Origin of the sequence: Sphingomonas sp. (genome assembly GCF_019635455.1) — a bacterium.
GTDB lineage: Bacteria > Pseudomonadota > Alphaproteobacteria > Sphingomonadales > Sphingomonadaceae > Sphingomonas.
Genome location: NZ_JAHBZJ010000009.1, coordinates 60,906 through 74,583, shown reverse-complemented (window position 1 = coordinate 74,583; position 13,678 = coordinate 60,906). Strand labels below are relative to the sequence as shown.

General features: G+C 67.0%; 17 protein-coding genes. 16 read left to right on the top strand and 1 reads right to left on the bottom strand.

Going from position 1 to position 13,678, the window contains the following annotated elements; all coding sequences use genetic code 11:
- The first annotated feature begins 44 nt into the window (after nt 1-44).
- The 16 genes from purM (at nt 45) to KF783_RS11715 (ending at nt 13,104) form a co-directional block, all read left to right on the top strand.
- A complete protein-coding gene (gene purM / locus KF783_RS11790) occupies nt 45-1,139 on the top strand; it encodes a phosphoribosylformylglycinamidine cyclo-ligase (protein ID WP_294079556.1) in 1,095 nt (364 codons plus the stop codon).
- Between the two features lie 75 nt (nt 1,140-1,214).
- Complete coding sequence (gene purN / locus KF783_RS11785) at nt 1,215-1,736, top strand: phosphoribosylglycinamide formyltransferase (RefSeq protein WP_294079757.1); 522 nt, start codon at nt 1,215-1,217, stop codon at nt 1,734-1,736.
- Complete coding sequence (locus KF783_RS11780) at nt 1,733-2,110, top strand: MmcQ/YjbR family DNA-binding protein (RefSeq protein WP_294079554.1); 378 nt, start codon at nt 1,733-1,735, stop codon at nt 2,108-2,110. Before purN ends, KF783_RS11780 begins: the two co-directional genes overlap by 4 nt.
- A gap of 16 nt (nt 2,111-2,126) precedes the next feature.
- A complete protein-coding gene (locus KF783_RS11775) occupies nt 2,127-2,402 on the top strand; it encodes a hypothetical protein (RefSeq protein ID WP_366511742.1) in 276 nt (91 codons plus the stop codon).
- 40 nt (nt 2,403-2,442) lie between these two features.
- Entirely contained in the window at nt 2,443-3,138 is a 696-nt protein-coding gene (locus KF783_RS11770) for an endonuclease/exonuclease/phosphatase family protein (RefSeq protein WP_294079552.1), read from the top strand.
- 4 nt (nt 3,139-3,142) lie between these two features.
- Nucleotides 3,143-5,422: a patatin-like protein gene (locus KF783_RS11765; RefSeq protein WP_294079550.1), complete on the top strand. Its 2,280-nt coding sequence runs from the start codon at nt 3,143-3,145 to the stop codon at nt 5,420-5,422.
- Nucleotides 5,423-5,486: 64 nt separating this feature from the next.
- Nucleotides 5,487-5,822, top strand: a complete 336-nt coding sequence (locus KF783_RS11760; RefSeq protein ID WP_294079548.1) for a LapA family protein — start codon at nt 5,487-5,489, stop codon at nt 5,820-5,822.
- On the top strand, nt 5,819-6,496 hold the full coding sequence (pyrF, locus tag KF783_RS11755; RefSeq protein ID WP_294079546.1) for an orotidine-5'-phosphate decarboxylase: 678 nt from the start codon (nt 5,819-5,821) through the stop codon (nt 6,494-6,496). Before KF783_RS11760 ends, pyrF begins: the two co-directional genes overlap by 4 nt.
- A 217-nt stretch (nt 6,497-6,713) precedes the next feature.
- A complete protein-coding gene (locus tag KF783_RS11750; RefSeq protein WP_294079544.1) occupies nt 6,714-7,217 on the top strand; it encodes a GNAT family N-acetyltransferase in 504 nt (167 codons plus the stop codon).
- A 106-nt stretch (nt 7,218-7,323) separates the two neighbouring features.
- Complete coding sequence (locus tag KF783_RS11745; protein ID WP_294079542.1) at nt 7,324-7,962, top strand: phosphoribosylanthranilate isomerase; 639 nt, start codon at nt 7,324-7,326, stop codon at nt 7,960-7,962.
- Between the two features lie 42 nt (nt 7,963-8,004).
- Complete coding sequence (gene trpB / locus KF783_RS11740; protein WP_294079540.1) at nt 8,005-9,216, top strand: tryptophan synthase subunit beta; 1,212 nt, start codon at nt 8,005-8,007, stop codon at nt 9,214-9,216.
- Nucleotides 9,217-9,284: 68 nt separating this feature from the next.
- A complete protein-coding gene (locus KF783_RS11735; protein WP_294079538.1) occupies nt 9,285-9,593 on the top strand; it encodes a hypothetical protein in 309 nt (102 codons plus the stop codon).
- On the top strand, nt 9,590-10,390 hold the full coding sequence (gene trpA, locus KF783_RS11730) for a tryptophan synthase subunit alpha (protein ID WP_294079536.1): 801 nt from the start codon (nt 9,590-9,592) through the stop codon (nt 10,388-10,390). The genes KF783_RS11735 and trpA overlap by 4 nt, the downstream gene beginning before the upstream one ends.
- Complete coding sequence (gene accD / locus KF783_RS11725; protein ID WP_294079534.1) at nt 10,387-11,250, top strand: acetyl-CoA carboxylase, carboxyltransferase subunit beta; 864 nt, start codon at nt 10,387-10,389, stop codon at nt 11,248-11,250. Before trpA ends, accD begins: the two co-directional genes overlap by 4 nt.
- A 26-nt stretch (nt 11,251-11,276) precedes the next feature.
- Nucleotides 11,277-12,602 (top strand): folylpolyglutamate synthase/dihydrofolate synthase family protein, encoded by a 1,326-nt coding sequence (locus KF783_RS11720; RefSeq protein WP_294079532.1) that lies wholly within the window; start codon nt 11,277-11,279, stop codon nt 12,600-12,602.
- 64 nt (nt 12,603-12,666) lie between these two features.
- Nucleotides 12,667-13,104, top strand: coding sequence for a DUF6628 family protein (locus KF783_RS11715; protein ID WP_294079531.1), 438 nt, complete (start codon nt 12,667-12,669; stop codon nt 13,102-13,104).
- Between the two features lie 46 nt (nt 13,105-13,150).
- Here KF783_RS11715 and def read toward each other — a convergent pair whose 3' ends face one another.
- Nucleotides 13,151-13,678 carry a peptide deformylase gene (def, locus tag KF783_RS11710; protein WP_294079529.1) on the bottom strand — a complete coding sequence of 176 codons (528 nt, stop codon included), beginning with the start codon at nt 13,676-13,678 and terminating at the stop codon, nt 13,151-13,153.

Below are 13,678 nucleotides of genomic sequence, written 5' to 3'. Positions count from 1 at the left end.
AGCAGGCGTGGAAATCCAAGCAAGATATGGCTAGGCGCCGCTGCATGACCGATCCGAAGCCGTACACTTATGCCCAGGCGGGCGTGTCGATCGACGCCGGCAACGCGCTGGTTCGCGCCATCGCCCCCCTCGCCCGCTCCACGCGCCGCCCGGGTGCGGACGCCGATCTGGGCGGGTTCGGCGGGTTGTTCGACCTGAAGGCGGCAGGGTTCAGCGATCCGCTGATCGTCGCCGCCAATGACGGGGTCGGCACGAAGCTGAAGCTGGCGATCGATCATGGCCACCACGACGGCGTCGGTATCGACCTGGTCGCGATGTGCGCCAACGACCTGATCGTGCAGGGTGCCGAGCCGCTGTTCTTTCTCGACTATTTCGCGACCGGAAAACTCGACACGGGCGTCGCGGAGCGCGTGATCGCCGGCATCGCCGACGGGTGTCGCCAGGCCGGATGCGCACTGATCGGGGGAGAGACCGCCGAAATGCCGGGCATGTACGCACCCGGCGACTATGATCTGGCGGGCTTCTGTGTCGGCGCGGTGGAGCGCGACCGGCTGCTCGACGGCACCGGTATCCGTCCCGGGGACGTGATGCTGGGACTCGCCTCCACGGGCATCCATTCCAACGGCTACTCGCTGGTCCGCCGTCTTGCGGCCGACAAGGGATGGAAACTCGACCGCCCCGCCCCGTTCGACCATGACGCCGTCCTGATCGACGCGCTGATGACGCCGACGCGCATCTATGTGTCGAGCCTGTTGCCGCTGCTGCGCGATGGCCGGATCAACGGGCTGGCGCACATCACCGGTGGCGGCCTGCTCGAAAACATCCCGCGCGTCCTGCCCGACGGCTGTCATGCCCGTGTCGATGCCGATGCCTGGCCGCAGGCACGGCTGATGGCGTTTCTGCAAGCGCAGGGGACGATCGAGCCGGAGGAAATGGCGCGGACCTTCAACTGCGGCATCGGCATGGTCGCGATCGTCGCGGCGGCGGATGCCGATGCGGTGAGCCAGGCGCTCGGCGCATCGGGTGAAACCGTCCACCGCATCGGCACGATCGTGGAAGGGGCGCGCGGCTGTACGGTCACCGGCGGTGCCGGCACCTGGAGCGCGCGCGCACCGTGGAGCGCCACGCATCATGGCTGACCGTCCCGGCCCGCGCCGGGGAGATGGGCGGTGAAGCGCCGGCTGGGCATCCTGATTTCCGGGCGCGGCTCGAACATGATGGCGCTGGTCGAGGCGGCGCGCGCAGCCGCCAGCCCGTATGAGGTCGCCCTCATCGCGTCGGACCGGCCCGAAGCGCCGGGCCTCGCCTGGGCTGCGGAGAACGGCATCCCGGTCTTTTCCCTGTCGCCCAGGGGGATGGCGAAGGCCGATTACGAGGCGCGGATCGACGCCGCGCTGCGCGACCATGGCGCCGACGTCATCGCGCTGGCCGGCTATATGCGGCTGCTGACCGACGACTTCGTCGCGCGCTGGCGCGGGCGGATCGTCAATATCCATCCGTCACTGCTGCCCAAATACAAGGGGCTGGATACCCATGCCCGCGCCATCGCCGCCGGAGACGCGGTCGCGGGCTGCTCGGTCCACCTCGTGACGGAGGAACTGGATGGCGGCGAGGTGCTGGGGCAGGAACAGGTGCCGATCGTTCCGGGCGACACGCCCGAGACGCTCGCCGCGCGCGTGCTCGCGGCGGAACATCGGCTCTATCCCCGCATTGTCGGACGATGGCTGACCACATGACCCCCCGCGCCGCGACCGCGCTTGAGCGGTTGCGGGCGATCGCCCTTGCCCTTCCCGACGCGGATGAGAAGCTGTCCCACGGCATGCCCGCCTTCCTGATCCGCAAGGGCAGGATGTTCGCCTATTTCTGGCACCATCATCATGGCGACGACGTCACCGCCGCGATCGTCAAGACCAGCGGCATCGATGAACAGGAATCGCTGATCGCGATGGATCCGGACCTCTATTTTCGCCCTGCCTATTTCGGACCTTCCGGCTGGGTCGGCATTCATCTCGACGGCGCGGACCTGGACTGGGATCGGGTCGGCGATCGCGTCGCGATCAGTTGGGAACTGGTGGCGCCACGGCGCCTGCTCGAAGCCGGAGGGCGGTGAATCGCGCATTTCTTCGTTGGCGTTCCGTGACGATTGGATATTTTGCGAGCCGTTCGCGTTCCTTCCGCACTTCGATCAACAGGGGATTGCGACGATGGAGGTATCGGGACGGCAACCGCACACCCGTGCGGGCAGTGCCAGCGCCGAGTCCGGCATCGTGATGCTGGACGGCCCGAACGGCATCGCGATTGCCATGACCCCGGACGCTGCGGAGGAAACCGCGCGACGGTTGCAGACGGCGGCGAAGGAAGCACGACAGCAACCGCAGATGAGCAACCCTATTCCACGCTGATCCCCTTGCCCTTCGCACCGCGCGCCCGCAAACAGGGACCATGCTGAAGGTCGCGAGCTATAACATGCGCAAGTCGATCGGGACCGACCGACGGCGGCGCCCCGAACGCACGCTGGAGGTATTGCGCGAGATCGACGCCGATATCGTCGCGTTGCAGGAATGCGATCGACGGTTCGGCAAGCGCCATGGCGTCATCCCGCTCCACATGCTGGAGGAGCACAGCCCGTGGAAGGCAGTGCAGTTCGGCGTCCGCACCGGAAGCATGGGATGGCATGGCAACGCGATCCTGGTCCGCAAGGAGGCGCAGGTTCTGGACTGCGAGGTTATCCACCTGCCGGCGCTGGAACCGCGCGGCGCGGTGATGGCCGACGTGCGGATCGGCGGAGAGATGATGCGCGTCGTCGGCATGCATCTCGACCTGTCGGGCCTGTGGCGACGGCGGCAGGCACATGCGATCCTGACGCACCTGTCCGCCAGCGAACGCGCGCTGCCGACCGTGATGATGGGCGATCTCAACGACTGGAGTTCGCAATCGGGCTGCCTGCGCGATTTCGGGCGCGACTTCGCGTTCGCGCCCACCGGTCGGTCCTTCCACGCCCGCCGCCCGGTCGCGCGGCTCGACCGGATCATGGTCTCCGCCGGCCTCCAGGTGCGCGATTGCGGGGTGCATGACAGCGCCGCATCGCGCACCGCGTCGGATCACCTGCCCATCTGGGCGGATCTGGCGCGGGGCTGAACCGATGCGCGACAAGGAACTGCGCCTCGCGCTCATCTGCTATGGCGGGATCAGCCTGGCCGTCTACATGCACGGCATCACCAAGGAGATCTGGCACCTCGCCAGCGCCAGTCGCGCGCATCGCGACGGCGAACGCGCCGTGCGCAGCAGCGAGGCGGTCTATTGCGCGCTGCTCGACGAGATTCTGGCCGTCACCGATGTCCGGCTGCGCGCGATCGTCGATATCGTCGCGGGCGCGAGCGCGGGCGGGATCAACGGGGTATTCCTGTCCCAGGCGATCGCCACCGGCCAGTCGCTCGACCCGCTCACCGACCTGTGGCTCGAAACCGCCGATGTCGAGGCACTGTTGAACCCGGAACATGGCCCTTCGCACAAGCTGGCGAAGATGTGGGCGCTGCCGATCGCGTGGATGGTGGCGCGCCAGGGATCGGGGGTCGATGAAACCGTGGAAAGCGGCGCCCGGGAAGAGGTTCGCGCGAAGCTTGAGCGGTTCGTGCGGTCGCGATGGTTCGAACCGCCCTTTGGCGGCGAACAATTGCTCCACATGATGCTGGACGCGCTGACGGCGATGGAAAATGCCCCGCGCGGACCGCGCCTGCTCCCGCCCGGGCAGCCGCTCGACCTGTTCGTCACCGTTACCGATTTCAATGGCCATCCCGAGCGGCTCAAGCTCAATTCCCCGCCCGAAGTGGTCGAAACCGAGCACCGTCTGGTCTTTTCGTTCAGCGACCATGGCAGCGAGGCGACACTGGCCGATCCCGCAGAGCTTGCCTTTGCCGCGCGCGCGACGTCCAGCTTCCCGGGCGCGTTCCCCCCGGCGACCATCGCCGAACTCGATCGCGTGCTCGCCGAGCGCAAGATGCCGTGGCCGGGACGTGAGCCGTTTCTGGAGCGGGCGCTTCCCCGGCAATATGCCGCCGGCGTCGCGGAAAAGGCCGCATTGATCGACGGGTCGGTACTCGCCAACGCCCCGTTCCGGCCGGCGATCGACGCGCTGAAGGAGCGCCCGGCGCGGCGGCAGATCGATCGCCGTTTCGTATTCGTCGATCCGACCCCGGGCCATCGCTTCGGCATTTACGGCGACGGAACGCCAGCAAATCCGGGCTTTTTCCAGACGATCATCGGCGCCCTGTCCGAACTGCCGCGACAGCAGCCGATCCGCGACAATCTGGACGCCCTCGCCTCGCGTTCCGCACAGATCGAGCGGATGCTGGCGATTACCGAGCGGATCCGGGTGGAAGTGGAGAACCAGGTCGAATCGCTGTTCGGCTATACCCTCTTCCTCGATTATCCCACGCCCAAGCGCCTCGCCGGGTGGCGCGCCCGCGCGCAATCGGCCGCCGCCGCTCGTGCCGGATATGGTCACACCGCCTATGGCATGCTGAAGGTGGAGGGCGTCGCCGACCGCATCGCCACCCATCTGCAACAGATCGCGGACCGGCCCGGTGCGCAACGCTGGCATCGGGTGCGCGCGGCGATCGGCGCGGAGATCGCGCGACGCGACGCCGACAGTTTCGCGCCCACCGCCAATGCGGCGACGCTCGACCTGCTTCGTTCGCATGATGTCGGCTTTCGCATCCGCCGGCTGCGTCTGTTGGGCCGGCGCCTGACCGAACTCGACCAGGAACATGAAAATGCCGAACTGACCCCGATGCGCGAGGCGATCTACGAATCGCTCGCCGGTTATCTCGAATGTCAGCGCACGGACCCGTTTCTCGGCCTGCGGGAAGCCGCCCGCGCCAGCGAGCCCGATGCCGCCATGCTGATGGACCAGCTTGCCGCGCGCATGGACCTGCGAACGCTGGACGACGAGACAGACGCTCGCCTGTCGGAGGCGCTGAGCCGGCTGTCGAAGGAGATGCGACGTCCGATGCTTCTCGCCTATCTCGGCTTCCCGTTCTTCGACATCGCCACCCTGCCGCTGCTGCGCGGCGAAGGATTGAACGAGTTCGACCCGATTCGGGTCGATCGCATCTCCCCCGATGACGCCAAATCGATCCGCGCCGGCGGCGCGGCGGCCACGCTGAAGGGCATTCAGTTCAACAATTTCGGCGCATTTTTCAGCCGGGCCTATCGCGAGAACGATTATTTGTGGGGCCGGCTTCACGGAGCGGAGCGGCTGATCGACATCCTGCTGTCCGCCCTGCCCGCGAACGCGGCACTCGGCCCCGGCCGGGCGACCGCGATCAAGCGCGCGGCCTTTCATGCAATTCTGGACGAGGAGGAATCGCGCCTCACCGCCATCCCCGCGCTGTTCGCCCAACTTCGCGCCGAAATCGGCTGAGGCTGGTCAAGCGCGTTCACCCGCCCTAATCAGGAGCGGAACGACAAAAGGATGATCGCGGCGGATGCAGTTTCTCAAGGCCCTGTTCTGGTTCCTGATCCTCGGCCTGGCCGCCGCCTTCGCGGTGACCAACTGGCAGCCGGTCGAAATCCGGCTGTGGAGTGGTCTGGTCGCCGATGTGAATCTGCCCTTTCTGTTGCTGGTGATGTTTCTGATCGGCTTCGTGCCGGTGCTGCTCGTGTTTCACACCTGGCGCTGGCGGATGAAGAGCCGGGTCGCGATGCTCGAACGCACGATCGAGGATCTGCGCCCTGCACCGACGCCGCCACCCCCGCCGGTCGCCGATCCCGAACCGGTCGCCGAACCCCAGCCCTCCGCCGCACCGTCGCTGCCGCTATGAGCCCGATCTACGTCGCCCTCGACACGCCGGACATCGAACGGGCCAAGGCGATCGCGAAACGCGTTCGCGCCCATGTCGGCGGGATCAAGCTGGGGCTTGAATTCTTCATGGCGAATGGCCGCCACGGCGTGCATGAGATGGCAGAGATCGGCCTGCCGATCTTCCTCGACCTCAAACTGCACGACATCCCCAATACGGTGGGCAAGGCGATCCAGGCGCTTCGCCCGCTCGATCCGGCGATCCTGACCGTTCATGCCGCCGGCGGCCGCGCGATGCTTGAGGATGCGAAGGCTGCGGCGCCGACCGGGACGAAAGTGGTGGCCGTCACCATGCTCACCAGTCTCGACGGCAACGACCTGCGATCGATCGGCCTGTCACCGGATCCGCACGAACAGGTGATGCGCCTTGCCGATCTCGCCCGGTCGGCCGGCGTCGATGGCATCGTCTGCTCGGGCGAGGAGGTAAGGGCCGCGCACGCCGCGTGGAAGGACGGGTTCTTCGTCGTGCCGGGCGTCCGTCCCGCAAACGGCAACGGCCACCATGCCGACCAGAAACGGGTCGTCACCCCGCGCGCCGCGCTCGACGCCGGCGCGTCGATCCTGGTCGTGGGCCGCCCGATCACCCAGGCCGAGGACCCCGACCACGCCGCCCGCGCGATCGAAGCGACACTCTAGCGCGGTCTGCGCCCCAGCATCTTGAGTTGCCCTTGCGTGGCCAGGGAGTCTCCGGAGCGCCCACCGGCTGGCGGAGATGGGCGCGCAGCCGCTCACGGCGGCCATCGAAACGGCAATCAGACACAATGTGGCGAGGCCGGATCATTCGGTCGATACTCCATCATCGGAATGCCGGCATATCTTGATATCGGCAGGAAATTGCTCGATCAGCGCGCCGATGCAAGCATCGCTGATCCGCCCCGCAGGCGCCGCCGACCTGCCGCAGCTGCATCCCGTCATCGAACGCGCCTATCGCGGGGACAGCGCACGCAGGGGTTGGACCCATGAGGCCGACCTGCTGTTCGATCCGCGCACCGATTCCGCGACGCTTGCCGCGCTGCTCGATGGCGACAGCCGCCTGTTGATCGCTCTGGGCGGCGACGCGATCCTCGGTTGCGTCAATATCGCCAGCCGCGGCGGCGGCCTTGCCTATCTCGGCCTGCTCTGCGTCGATCCGACGCGTCAGGCACAGGGGATCGGCAAGCAGCTCATCGCCGCCGCCGAAGCGACCGCGCGCGATACCTTTGGCGCCGATCGCATCGAAATGACGGTGATCGACCGCCGCGCCGAACTGATCGCCTGGTATGTCCGTCACGGCTATGCGCGCGCCGCCGAAACGCGGCCCTTTCCGGTGCCGGTCGATCCGCCGCTGACGATGGCGGTGCTCGTCAAATCGCTCTAACCTGTCGCAGCGGACTTGTTCCGGCCTCCGCCTTGCCCCAAGAACCGGCCGTTCGGCGATCGCCGGGCGGCGGCCCCGAAATGCCCCCGGGTGGCAAAGGAACTTCATGCGCGTTACTGCCAAGATCTGCGGTCTTTCCGCCGTCGAAGTGATGGATACTGCGATTGCCGGCGGCGCCGCGCATATCGGATTCGTGTTCTTCCCCCCCTCGCCGCGCCACGTCACCTTTGACCGCGCCACCGCGCTCGGCGCGCGCGTTCCCGATCGGGTCGGTCGTGTCGGCGTGTTCGTCGATCCTGAGGATGCGCTGCTCGACCAGGCGATCGGCGCGGCGCGCCTCGATGCCATTCAGCTCCACCGCGCCAGCCCGCAACGCGCCGCCGCGATCGGCGCGCGCACCCGCCTTCCCGTCTGGGCGGCGGTCCCGGTCAAGACCCGTGAGGATCTCGCCACCGCCCATGCGTTTCGCGGCGCTGCCCAACGCATTCTCTATGACGCAAAGACGCCGGACGATGCCCGGCTCCCCGGTGGCATGGGCCTGCGGTTCGACTGGGCGCTGCTCGACGGATTTGCCCATCCCCTGCCATGGGCGCTGTCGGGCGGACTCGACGCGGAAAATGTCGCCGACGCGGTGCGGATCACCGGCGCGCGGCTGGTCGATGTCTCGTCCGGCGTCGAATCCGCGCCCGGCGTCAAGGATGTGGCAAAGGTCGCGGCGTTTCTGGAAACGGTCGCCGCGCTCTAACGGGCTTGGCGCGCGCGCGCGGCGCGCCTAAGTGCGCTGGCGATGAACGTCCCCAACTCCCTCCGCGCCCAACCCGACGAGCGTGGGCATTTCGGCCAGTTTGGCGGCCGCTATGTCGCCGAAACGCTGATGCCGCTGATCCTCGACCTGGAACGCGAATATCGCGCCGCGAAAGCCGATCCGGCGTTTCAGGCGCAGTTCGACGACCTGATGAAGCATTATGTCGGCCGCCCCTCGCCAATGTACTTCGCCGAACGCCTGACGGATCATTACGGCGGCGCGAAAATCTATTTCAAGCGCGAGGAACTCAACCACACCGGCGCGCACAAGATCAACAATTGCATCGGCCAGATCCTGCTCGCCATCCGCATGGGCAAGACGCGGATCATCGCCGAAACCGGGGCGGGCCAGCACGGCGTCGCCACCGCGACCGTCTGCGCGCGGTTCGGCCTGCCCTGCACCATCTTCATGGGCGCCAAGGATATCGAGCGGCAACAGCCCAACGTGTTCCGCATGAAGCTGCTCGGCGCCGAAGTCCGCCCGGTGACCAGCGGCTCGCAGAGCCTGAAGGATGCGATGAACGAGGCGCTGCGCGACTGGGTCGCGACCGTTCACGACACCTTCTACATCATCGGCACCGCCGCCGGCCCGCACCCCTATCCCGAACTGGTCCGCGACTTTCAGAGCGTCATCGGCACCGAAAGCCGCGCCCAGATGCTGGAGGCGGAGGGGCGCCTGCCCGACCTGCTGATCGCGGCGGTCGGCGGGGGCAGCAACGCGATCGGCCTGTTCCACCCCTTCCTGGACGATCCCGACGTCGCGATGCTGGGGATCGAAGCGGCGGGCCATGGCGTCGAGACCGGGCAGCACGCCGCCAGCCTCACCGGCGGCGCCCCCGGCATCCTCCACGGCAACAAGACCTATCTGTTGCAGGACGAAGACGGCCAGATCACCGAGGCGCATTCGATTTCGGCGGGCCTCGACTATCCCGGCATCGGCCCGGAGCATAGCTGGCTCCACGAAAGCGGCCGGGTCGAGTATCTGCCGGTGACCGACACGCAGGCGCTCGACGCATTCCAGCTGTGCTGCAAGCTCGAAGGCATCATTCCCGCCCTGGAAAGCTCGCACGCGCTCGCAGCTCTTGAAGTCAAGGCACGGGAAATGCAGGAAGATCAGATCATCCTCGTCAACGTCTCCGGCCGCGGTGACAAGGACATCTACACCGTCGCGCAGGCGATGGGGGCAGAGATATGAGGCTAGTAAGGCGTATCGGCTGGTCGCTACTTGCTTTAGCAACTGTCCTTGCGTTGACCGCAACCGGCTTGCGTTACGCAGCCGGAGCCGAGGCCTCCAATATCGTAATGATCGGCTTCGGGGTGACAATGCTGCTTGGCATTATCGTTCTTACGATCTCTGCCATCTGGCGTATTTCAAAGGGCGAAGTGAAACTTCGGCCTTGGCTTGCGGTGAAGCCAGCTCTTTTCATTTTCTTTGGCACGATGGCATTGAGGTTTCTGGCTTGGGCAGTTTTTCCGGGCTTGGAGCGAGATTTGACCGGCGCCGTTATTCACTCCCTGATCTTCGCGTTGGCCTATAGCCTCTATTCAACTGCCTACCGGAAAACGGCATGACCCGCCTCTCCACCACTTTCGCCGCCACCGCCGCGCAGCACCGCGCCGCATTGGTCACCTTCGTCACCGCAGGCGACGGAGATACCGCCGCGATCCTCGACGCGCTGGTCGCGGGCGGGGCTGATGTGATCGAGCTGGGGATGCCCTTTACCGATCCGATGGCCGACGGCCCGGCGATTCAGGCCGCGAACCTGCGTAGTCTCGCCAAAGGCACCACGACCGCCGACGTTCTCGCCATCGCCAGTGCGTTTCGCGCGCGCCACCCTGACACGCCCCTCGTGCTGATGGGCTATGCGAACACCATGACCCGCCCGACGCCCGAAGGCTTCGCGCAAAGTGCGGCGGACGCGGGCGTCGATGGCGCGATCATCGTCGATATCCCGCCGGAGGAAGCCGACGAACTCGCCCCCTTCGGCGCCCACGGCCTCAGCGTCATCCGCCTCGCCACGCCGACCACCGACGCCGCGCGCCTTCCTGCCGTGCTGGGCGGTGCGTCGGGCTTCGTCTATTATGTCTCGGTCGCCGGGATCACCGGCAAGCAACAGGCGGCACAGGACAGTATCGAAGCGGCGGTCGCCCGATTGAAGGCCGCGACCGACCTGCCCATCGCGGTAGGTTTCGGCGTCCGCACGCCCGAGCAGGCGGCGGCGATCGGCCGGGTCGCCGACGGGGTCGTTGTCGGCTCGGCGATCATCGACATCATCGCGGCGAAGGGCGAGGATGCGCCCGCCGCCGTCCGCGCCTATATCGAAACCCTGTCGGCCGCGTTGAAGGCCGCGCGAAAGGAAATTGCATGAGCTGGCTGAGCCGCGTCCGCAACGCGATCTCGTTCGTCATTCCCAACAAGGGAGAGACGCCCGACAATCTCTGGCACAAGTGCAAGGGATGCGGACAGATGGTCTTCTCCCGTGAGCTGGAGGAGAACCAGTATGTCTGCCCGATCTGCGACCATCATGAACGGATCGGGGCGAACGTGCGGTTCGAACAGCTGTTCGACGCGGGGTATACGGTTCTGCCCGCCCCGCGCGCGGCCGAGGATCCGCTGAAGTTCAGGGACCAGAAGCCCTATCCGGCCCGGCTGAAGGCGGCACGGGCCAGCACCGGCGAACAGGACGCGTTCCAGAATGCGAGCGGCACGATCCTGGGCCACCGGGCGGTGATCGGCGTGCAGGATTTCGCCTTCATGGGCGGATCGATGGGTCAGGCGGTGGGCGAAGCGTTCATCGCCGGGGTCGAGGCGGCGATCGGCGCCCGTGCGCCCTATGTCGTGTTCACCGCTTCGGGCGGGGCGCGCATGCAGGAAGGCATCCTCTCGCTGATGCAGATGCCCCGCACGACGGTCGCCATTTCGATGCTCCGCGACGCCGGTCTTCCCTATATCGTGGTGCTTACCGATCCTACATCGGGCGGCGTGATGGCGGCCTATGCGATGCTGGGCGACGTGCAGATCGCGGAACCCAAGGCGACGCTGGCCTTCACCGGTCGCCGCGTGATCGAGAACACGATCCGCGAAAAGCTGCCCGACGATTTCCAGACCAGCGAATATTATCTCGATCACGGCCTGATCGACATGGTGGTCCACCGCAAGGAGTTGCGGGAAACCCTCGGTCAGCTGATCGGCCTGCTGGTCGGCGACGGAGAGCGCGTCGCGGCATAAGCGAACGGCCCGGCCAGCGTCGCCCCATGCCCGATCACGCCACCTCGACCGATGACGCGGTCCAGCGTCAGCTCGACCGCCTCTGGGCGCTCGGTCCGGGTGCCGACACGCTCGGGCTCGATCGCATCACCCGGTTGCTGGCGCGGCTGGGCGATCCGCATCTGCGCCTGCCGCCCGTACTTCACGTCGCCGGCACCAACGGAAAGGGATCGACCTGCGCCTTTTTGCGCGCCGCGATCGAGGCGGCGGGGCTGACCGCGCACGTCTATTCCAGCCCCCATCTGGTCCGGTTCAACGAGCGGATTCGCCTGGCCGGCCATCTGATCGACGATCGCCTGCTGGCCACGCTGCTGGAGGAGGTGCTGGACATCGGCGGCGATATCGGCGCGAGCTTTTTCGAAGTGACGACGGCGGCCGCCTTCCTCGCCTTTGCGCGCACGCCTGCGGACGCGTGCGTGATCGAGGTGGGGCTGGGCGGGCGGCTGGACGCGACCAATGTGATCCGCGCGCCGGCCGCCTGCGCGATCGCGCAACTCGGCATCGATCATCAGGCGTTTCTCGGCGACACGGCCGAAGCGATCGCGGGCGAAAAGGCCGGCATCGCAAAGCCGGGCGTTCCCCTCGTGACCATGGCCTATGAACCCGACATCGCCAGCCGGATCGCGAAGGTCGCACATGCGGCGGGCGCCCCTGTTCTGGCGCGCGGCGATGCATGGGATTTCGGGATCGCGGAGGGACGACTTCACTATCGGGACGCGCGCGGTACGCTCGCCCTTCCCCTCCCCGCGCTCGCCGGACCGCACCAGCCGGCGAACTTCGCGCTCGCCATCGCCACGCTGCGGCATCAGCGGGCGCTGCGCCTCCCCGATAAGGCGCTGGAGGCCGCGGCGGCCATCGCGCGCTGGCCGGCGCGGATGCAGCGGCTGTCGCCCGGCCCGCTCACCGACATGCTTCCTGCAGGAAGCCAGCTCTGGCTGGATGGCGGGCATAATGAAGCGGCGGCGCGATCGGTGAGCGCGGCGCTGGCGGGGATCACGGGCGACCGGCCCGTCCACCTCGTCCTCGGCATGCTGGCGAACAAGGATATTGCCGGCCTGCTCGCCCCCTTCGCGCCACTCACGACGTCGCTCACCGCGGTCCCGGTGCCGGGACATGTACACCACGATTCCGCCGCGATCGTCGATCTTGCGCGCGCGATGGGTATCCCGGAAGCCGCACCGGCAACGGACGTCCGATCCGCGATCGGGCAGATCGCCGCCGGCGCCACCGCTCGCCCGCCGATCGTCCTGATCCTCGGCTCGCTCTACCTCGCGGGCGCGGTACTGGCCGCGAACGGCGAAGTGCCGGACTGATTTTATTGCGATTGACTATCAATAGCTAATTTGCACAATCATGGGGCAGCAACGGAGTCGCCCCATGCAAGTCCCCGCGTCCGCACCAACCCACCCCCTGCCGCATGTCCAGCCACGCGACCCTGCCGCACGCCTGGTCCTGTTCGGCATTCGCCAGATCGGCGCCAACGGCCTGAACGACGCGGCGACCGCGCACGCATTCGTCAGCGCGCTCGGCGTGGGCTTCCGTCGGCCGCTGGTGCTGCTTCGCACCCTGATGGCCGACATGTCGCGCATCGCGAGCGGCCCGATCCCGATCGCGCCGTGGTGCTGCACGCGGATGACTGCGCCAGAGGCCGCCCTGCTTGCCGTGATCGACTGCGCGATCGCCCATCCGCAGCGCGCTTCCCTGCTGCTCGGCGACCTGCTCGGCCTGCGCGACGTTCAGGGCGTGCTGACAACGGCGCAGGCGCTGGCCGACGCGTTCGCGGATCTGGGGATGCCGATCGACGCGTCGCCTTGACGCAGACCGTTGCAGGCCGTCAGGGATATGTGGCGCCGGCCAGACCTCAGGCCGCGACCTTGCGCGCCTTTTCCAGCTTCTTCATGATCATCTGCCGCTTCAACCGGGACAGGTGGTCGAGGAAGACGATCCCCTCCAGATGGTCCATCTCATGCTGGATACAGGTCGCGAGCAGGCCGGTGAACACCTCGTCATGCGACGCGCCATGTTCGTCCAGCCAGGTGACGCGACAGGTCGCGGGGCGATCGACATCGGCGAACTGATCGGGAACCGACAGGCACCCCTCGGTATAGGTGTTCATCTCGTCCGCCGGGTCGAGGATTTCGGGATTGATGAACACGCGCGGCTCGCGAATCGGCTTGCCCTCCTCATCCTCCTGCTCCTGCAAGTCCATGACGATGACGCGCTTCGGCACCCCGACCTGGATCGCGGCCAGCCCGATGCCGGGCGCGTCGTACATCGTCTCGAACATATCGGCGATCAGCGCGCGCAACGCATCGTCCACGGCATCGACCGGGGTGGAAATGGTCTTGAGCCGCGGATCGGGAACTTCGACGATGGGAAGAATAGCCAT

Coding starts and splice junctions, on each gene's coding strand:
- purN (WP_294079757.1), top strand. CDS start 1,215: ATGATGGCGCTGGTCGAGGCGGCGCGCGCAGCCGCCAGCCCGTATGAG.
- trpB (WP_294079540.1), top strand. CDS start 8,005: ATGAACGTCCCCAACTCCCTCCGCGCCCAACCCGACGAGCGTGGGCAT.
- KF783_RS11750 (WP_294079544.1), top strand. CDS start 6,714: ATGCAAGCATCGCTGATCCGCCCCGCAGGCGCCGCCGACCTGCCGCAG.
- KF783_RS11765 (WP_294079550.1), top strand. CDS start 3,143: ATGCGCGACAAGGAACTGCGCCTCGCGCTCATCTGCTATGGCGGGATC.
- trpA (WP_294079536.1), top strand. CDS start 9,590: ATGACCCGCCTCTCCACCACTTTCGCCGCCACCGCCGCGCAGCACCGC.
- KF783_RS11780 (WP_294079554.1), top strand. CDS start 1,733: ATGACCCCCCGCGCCGCGACCGCGCTTGAGCGGTTGCGGGCGATCGCC.
- accD (WP_294079534.1), top strand. CDS start 10,387: ATGAGCTGGCTGAGCCGCGTCCGCAACGCGATCTCGTTCGTCATTCCC.
- KF783_RS11745 (WP_294079542.1), top strand. CDS start 7,324: ATGCGCGTTACTGCCAAGATCTGCGGTCTTTCCGCCGTCGAAGTGATG.
- KF783_RS11720 (WP_294079532.1), top strand. CDS start 11,277: ATGCCCGATCACGCCACCTCGACCGATGACGCGGTCCAGCGTCAGCTC.
- KF783_RS11715 (WP_294079531.1), top strand. CDS start 12,667: ATGCAAGTCCCCGCGTCCGCACCAACCCACCCCCTGCCGCATGTCCAG.
- pyrF (WP_294079546.1), top strand. CDS start 5,819: ATGAGCCCGATCTACGTCGCCCTCGACACGCCGGACATCGAACGGGCC.
- KF783_RS11760 (WP_294079548.1), top strand. CDS start 5,487: ATGCAGTTTCTCAAGGCCCTGTTCTGGTTCCTGATCCTCGGCCTGGCC.
- purM (WP_294079556.1), top strand. CDS start 45: ATGACCGATCCGAAGCCGTACACTTATGCCCAGGCGGGCGTGTCGATC.
- KF783_RS11770 (WP_294079552.1), top strand. CDS start 2,443: ATGCTGAAGGTCGCGAGCTATAACATGCGCAAGTCGATCGGGACCGAC.
- def (WP_294079529.1), bottom strand. CDS start 13,678: ATGGCTATTCTTCCCATCGTCGAAGTTCCCGATCCGCGGCTCAAGACC.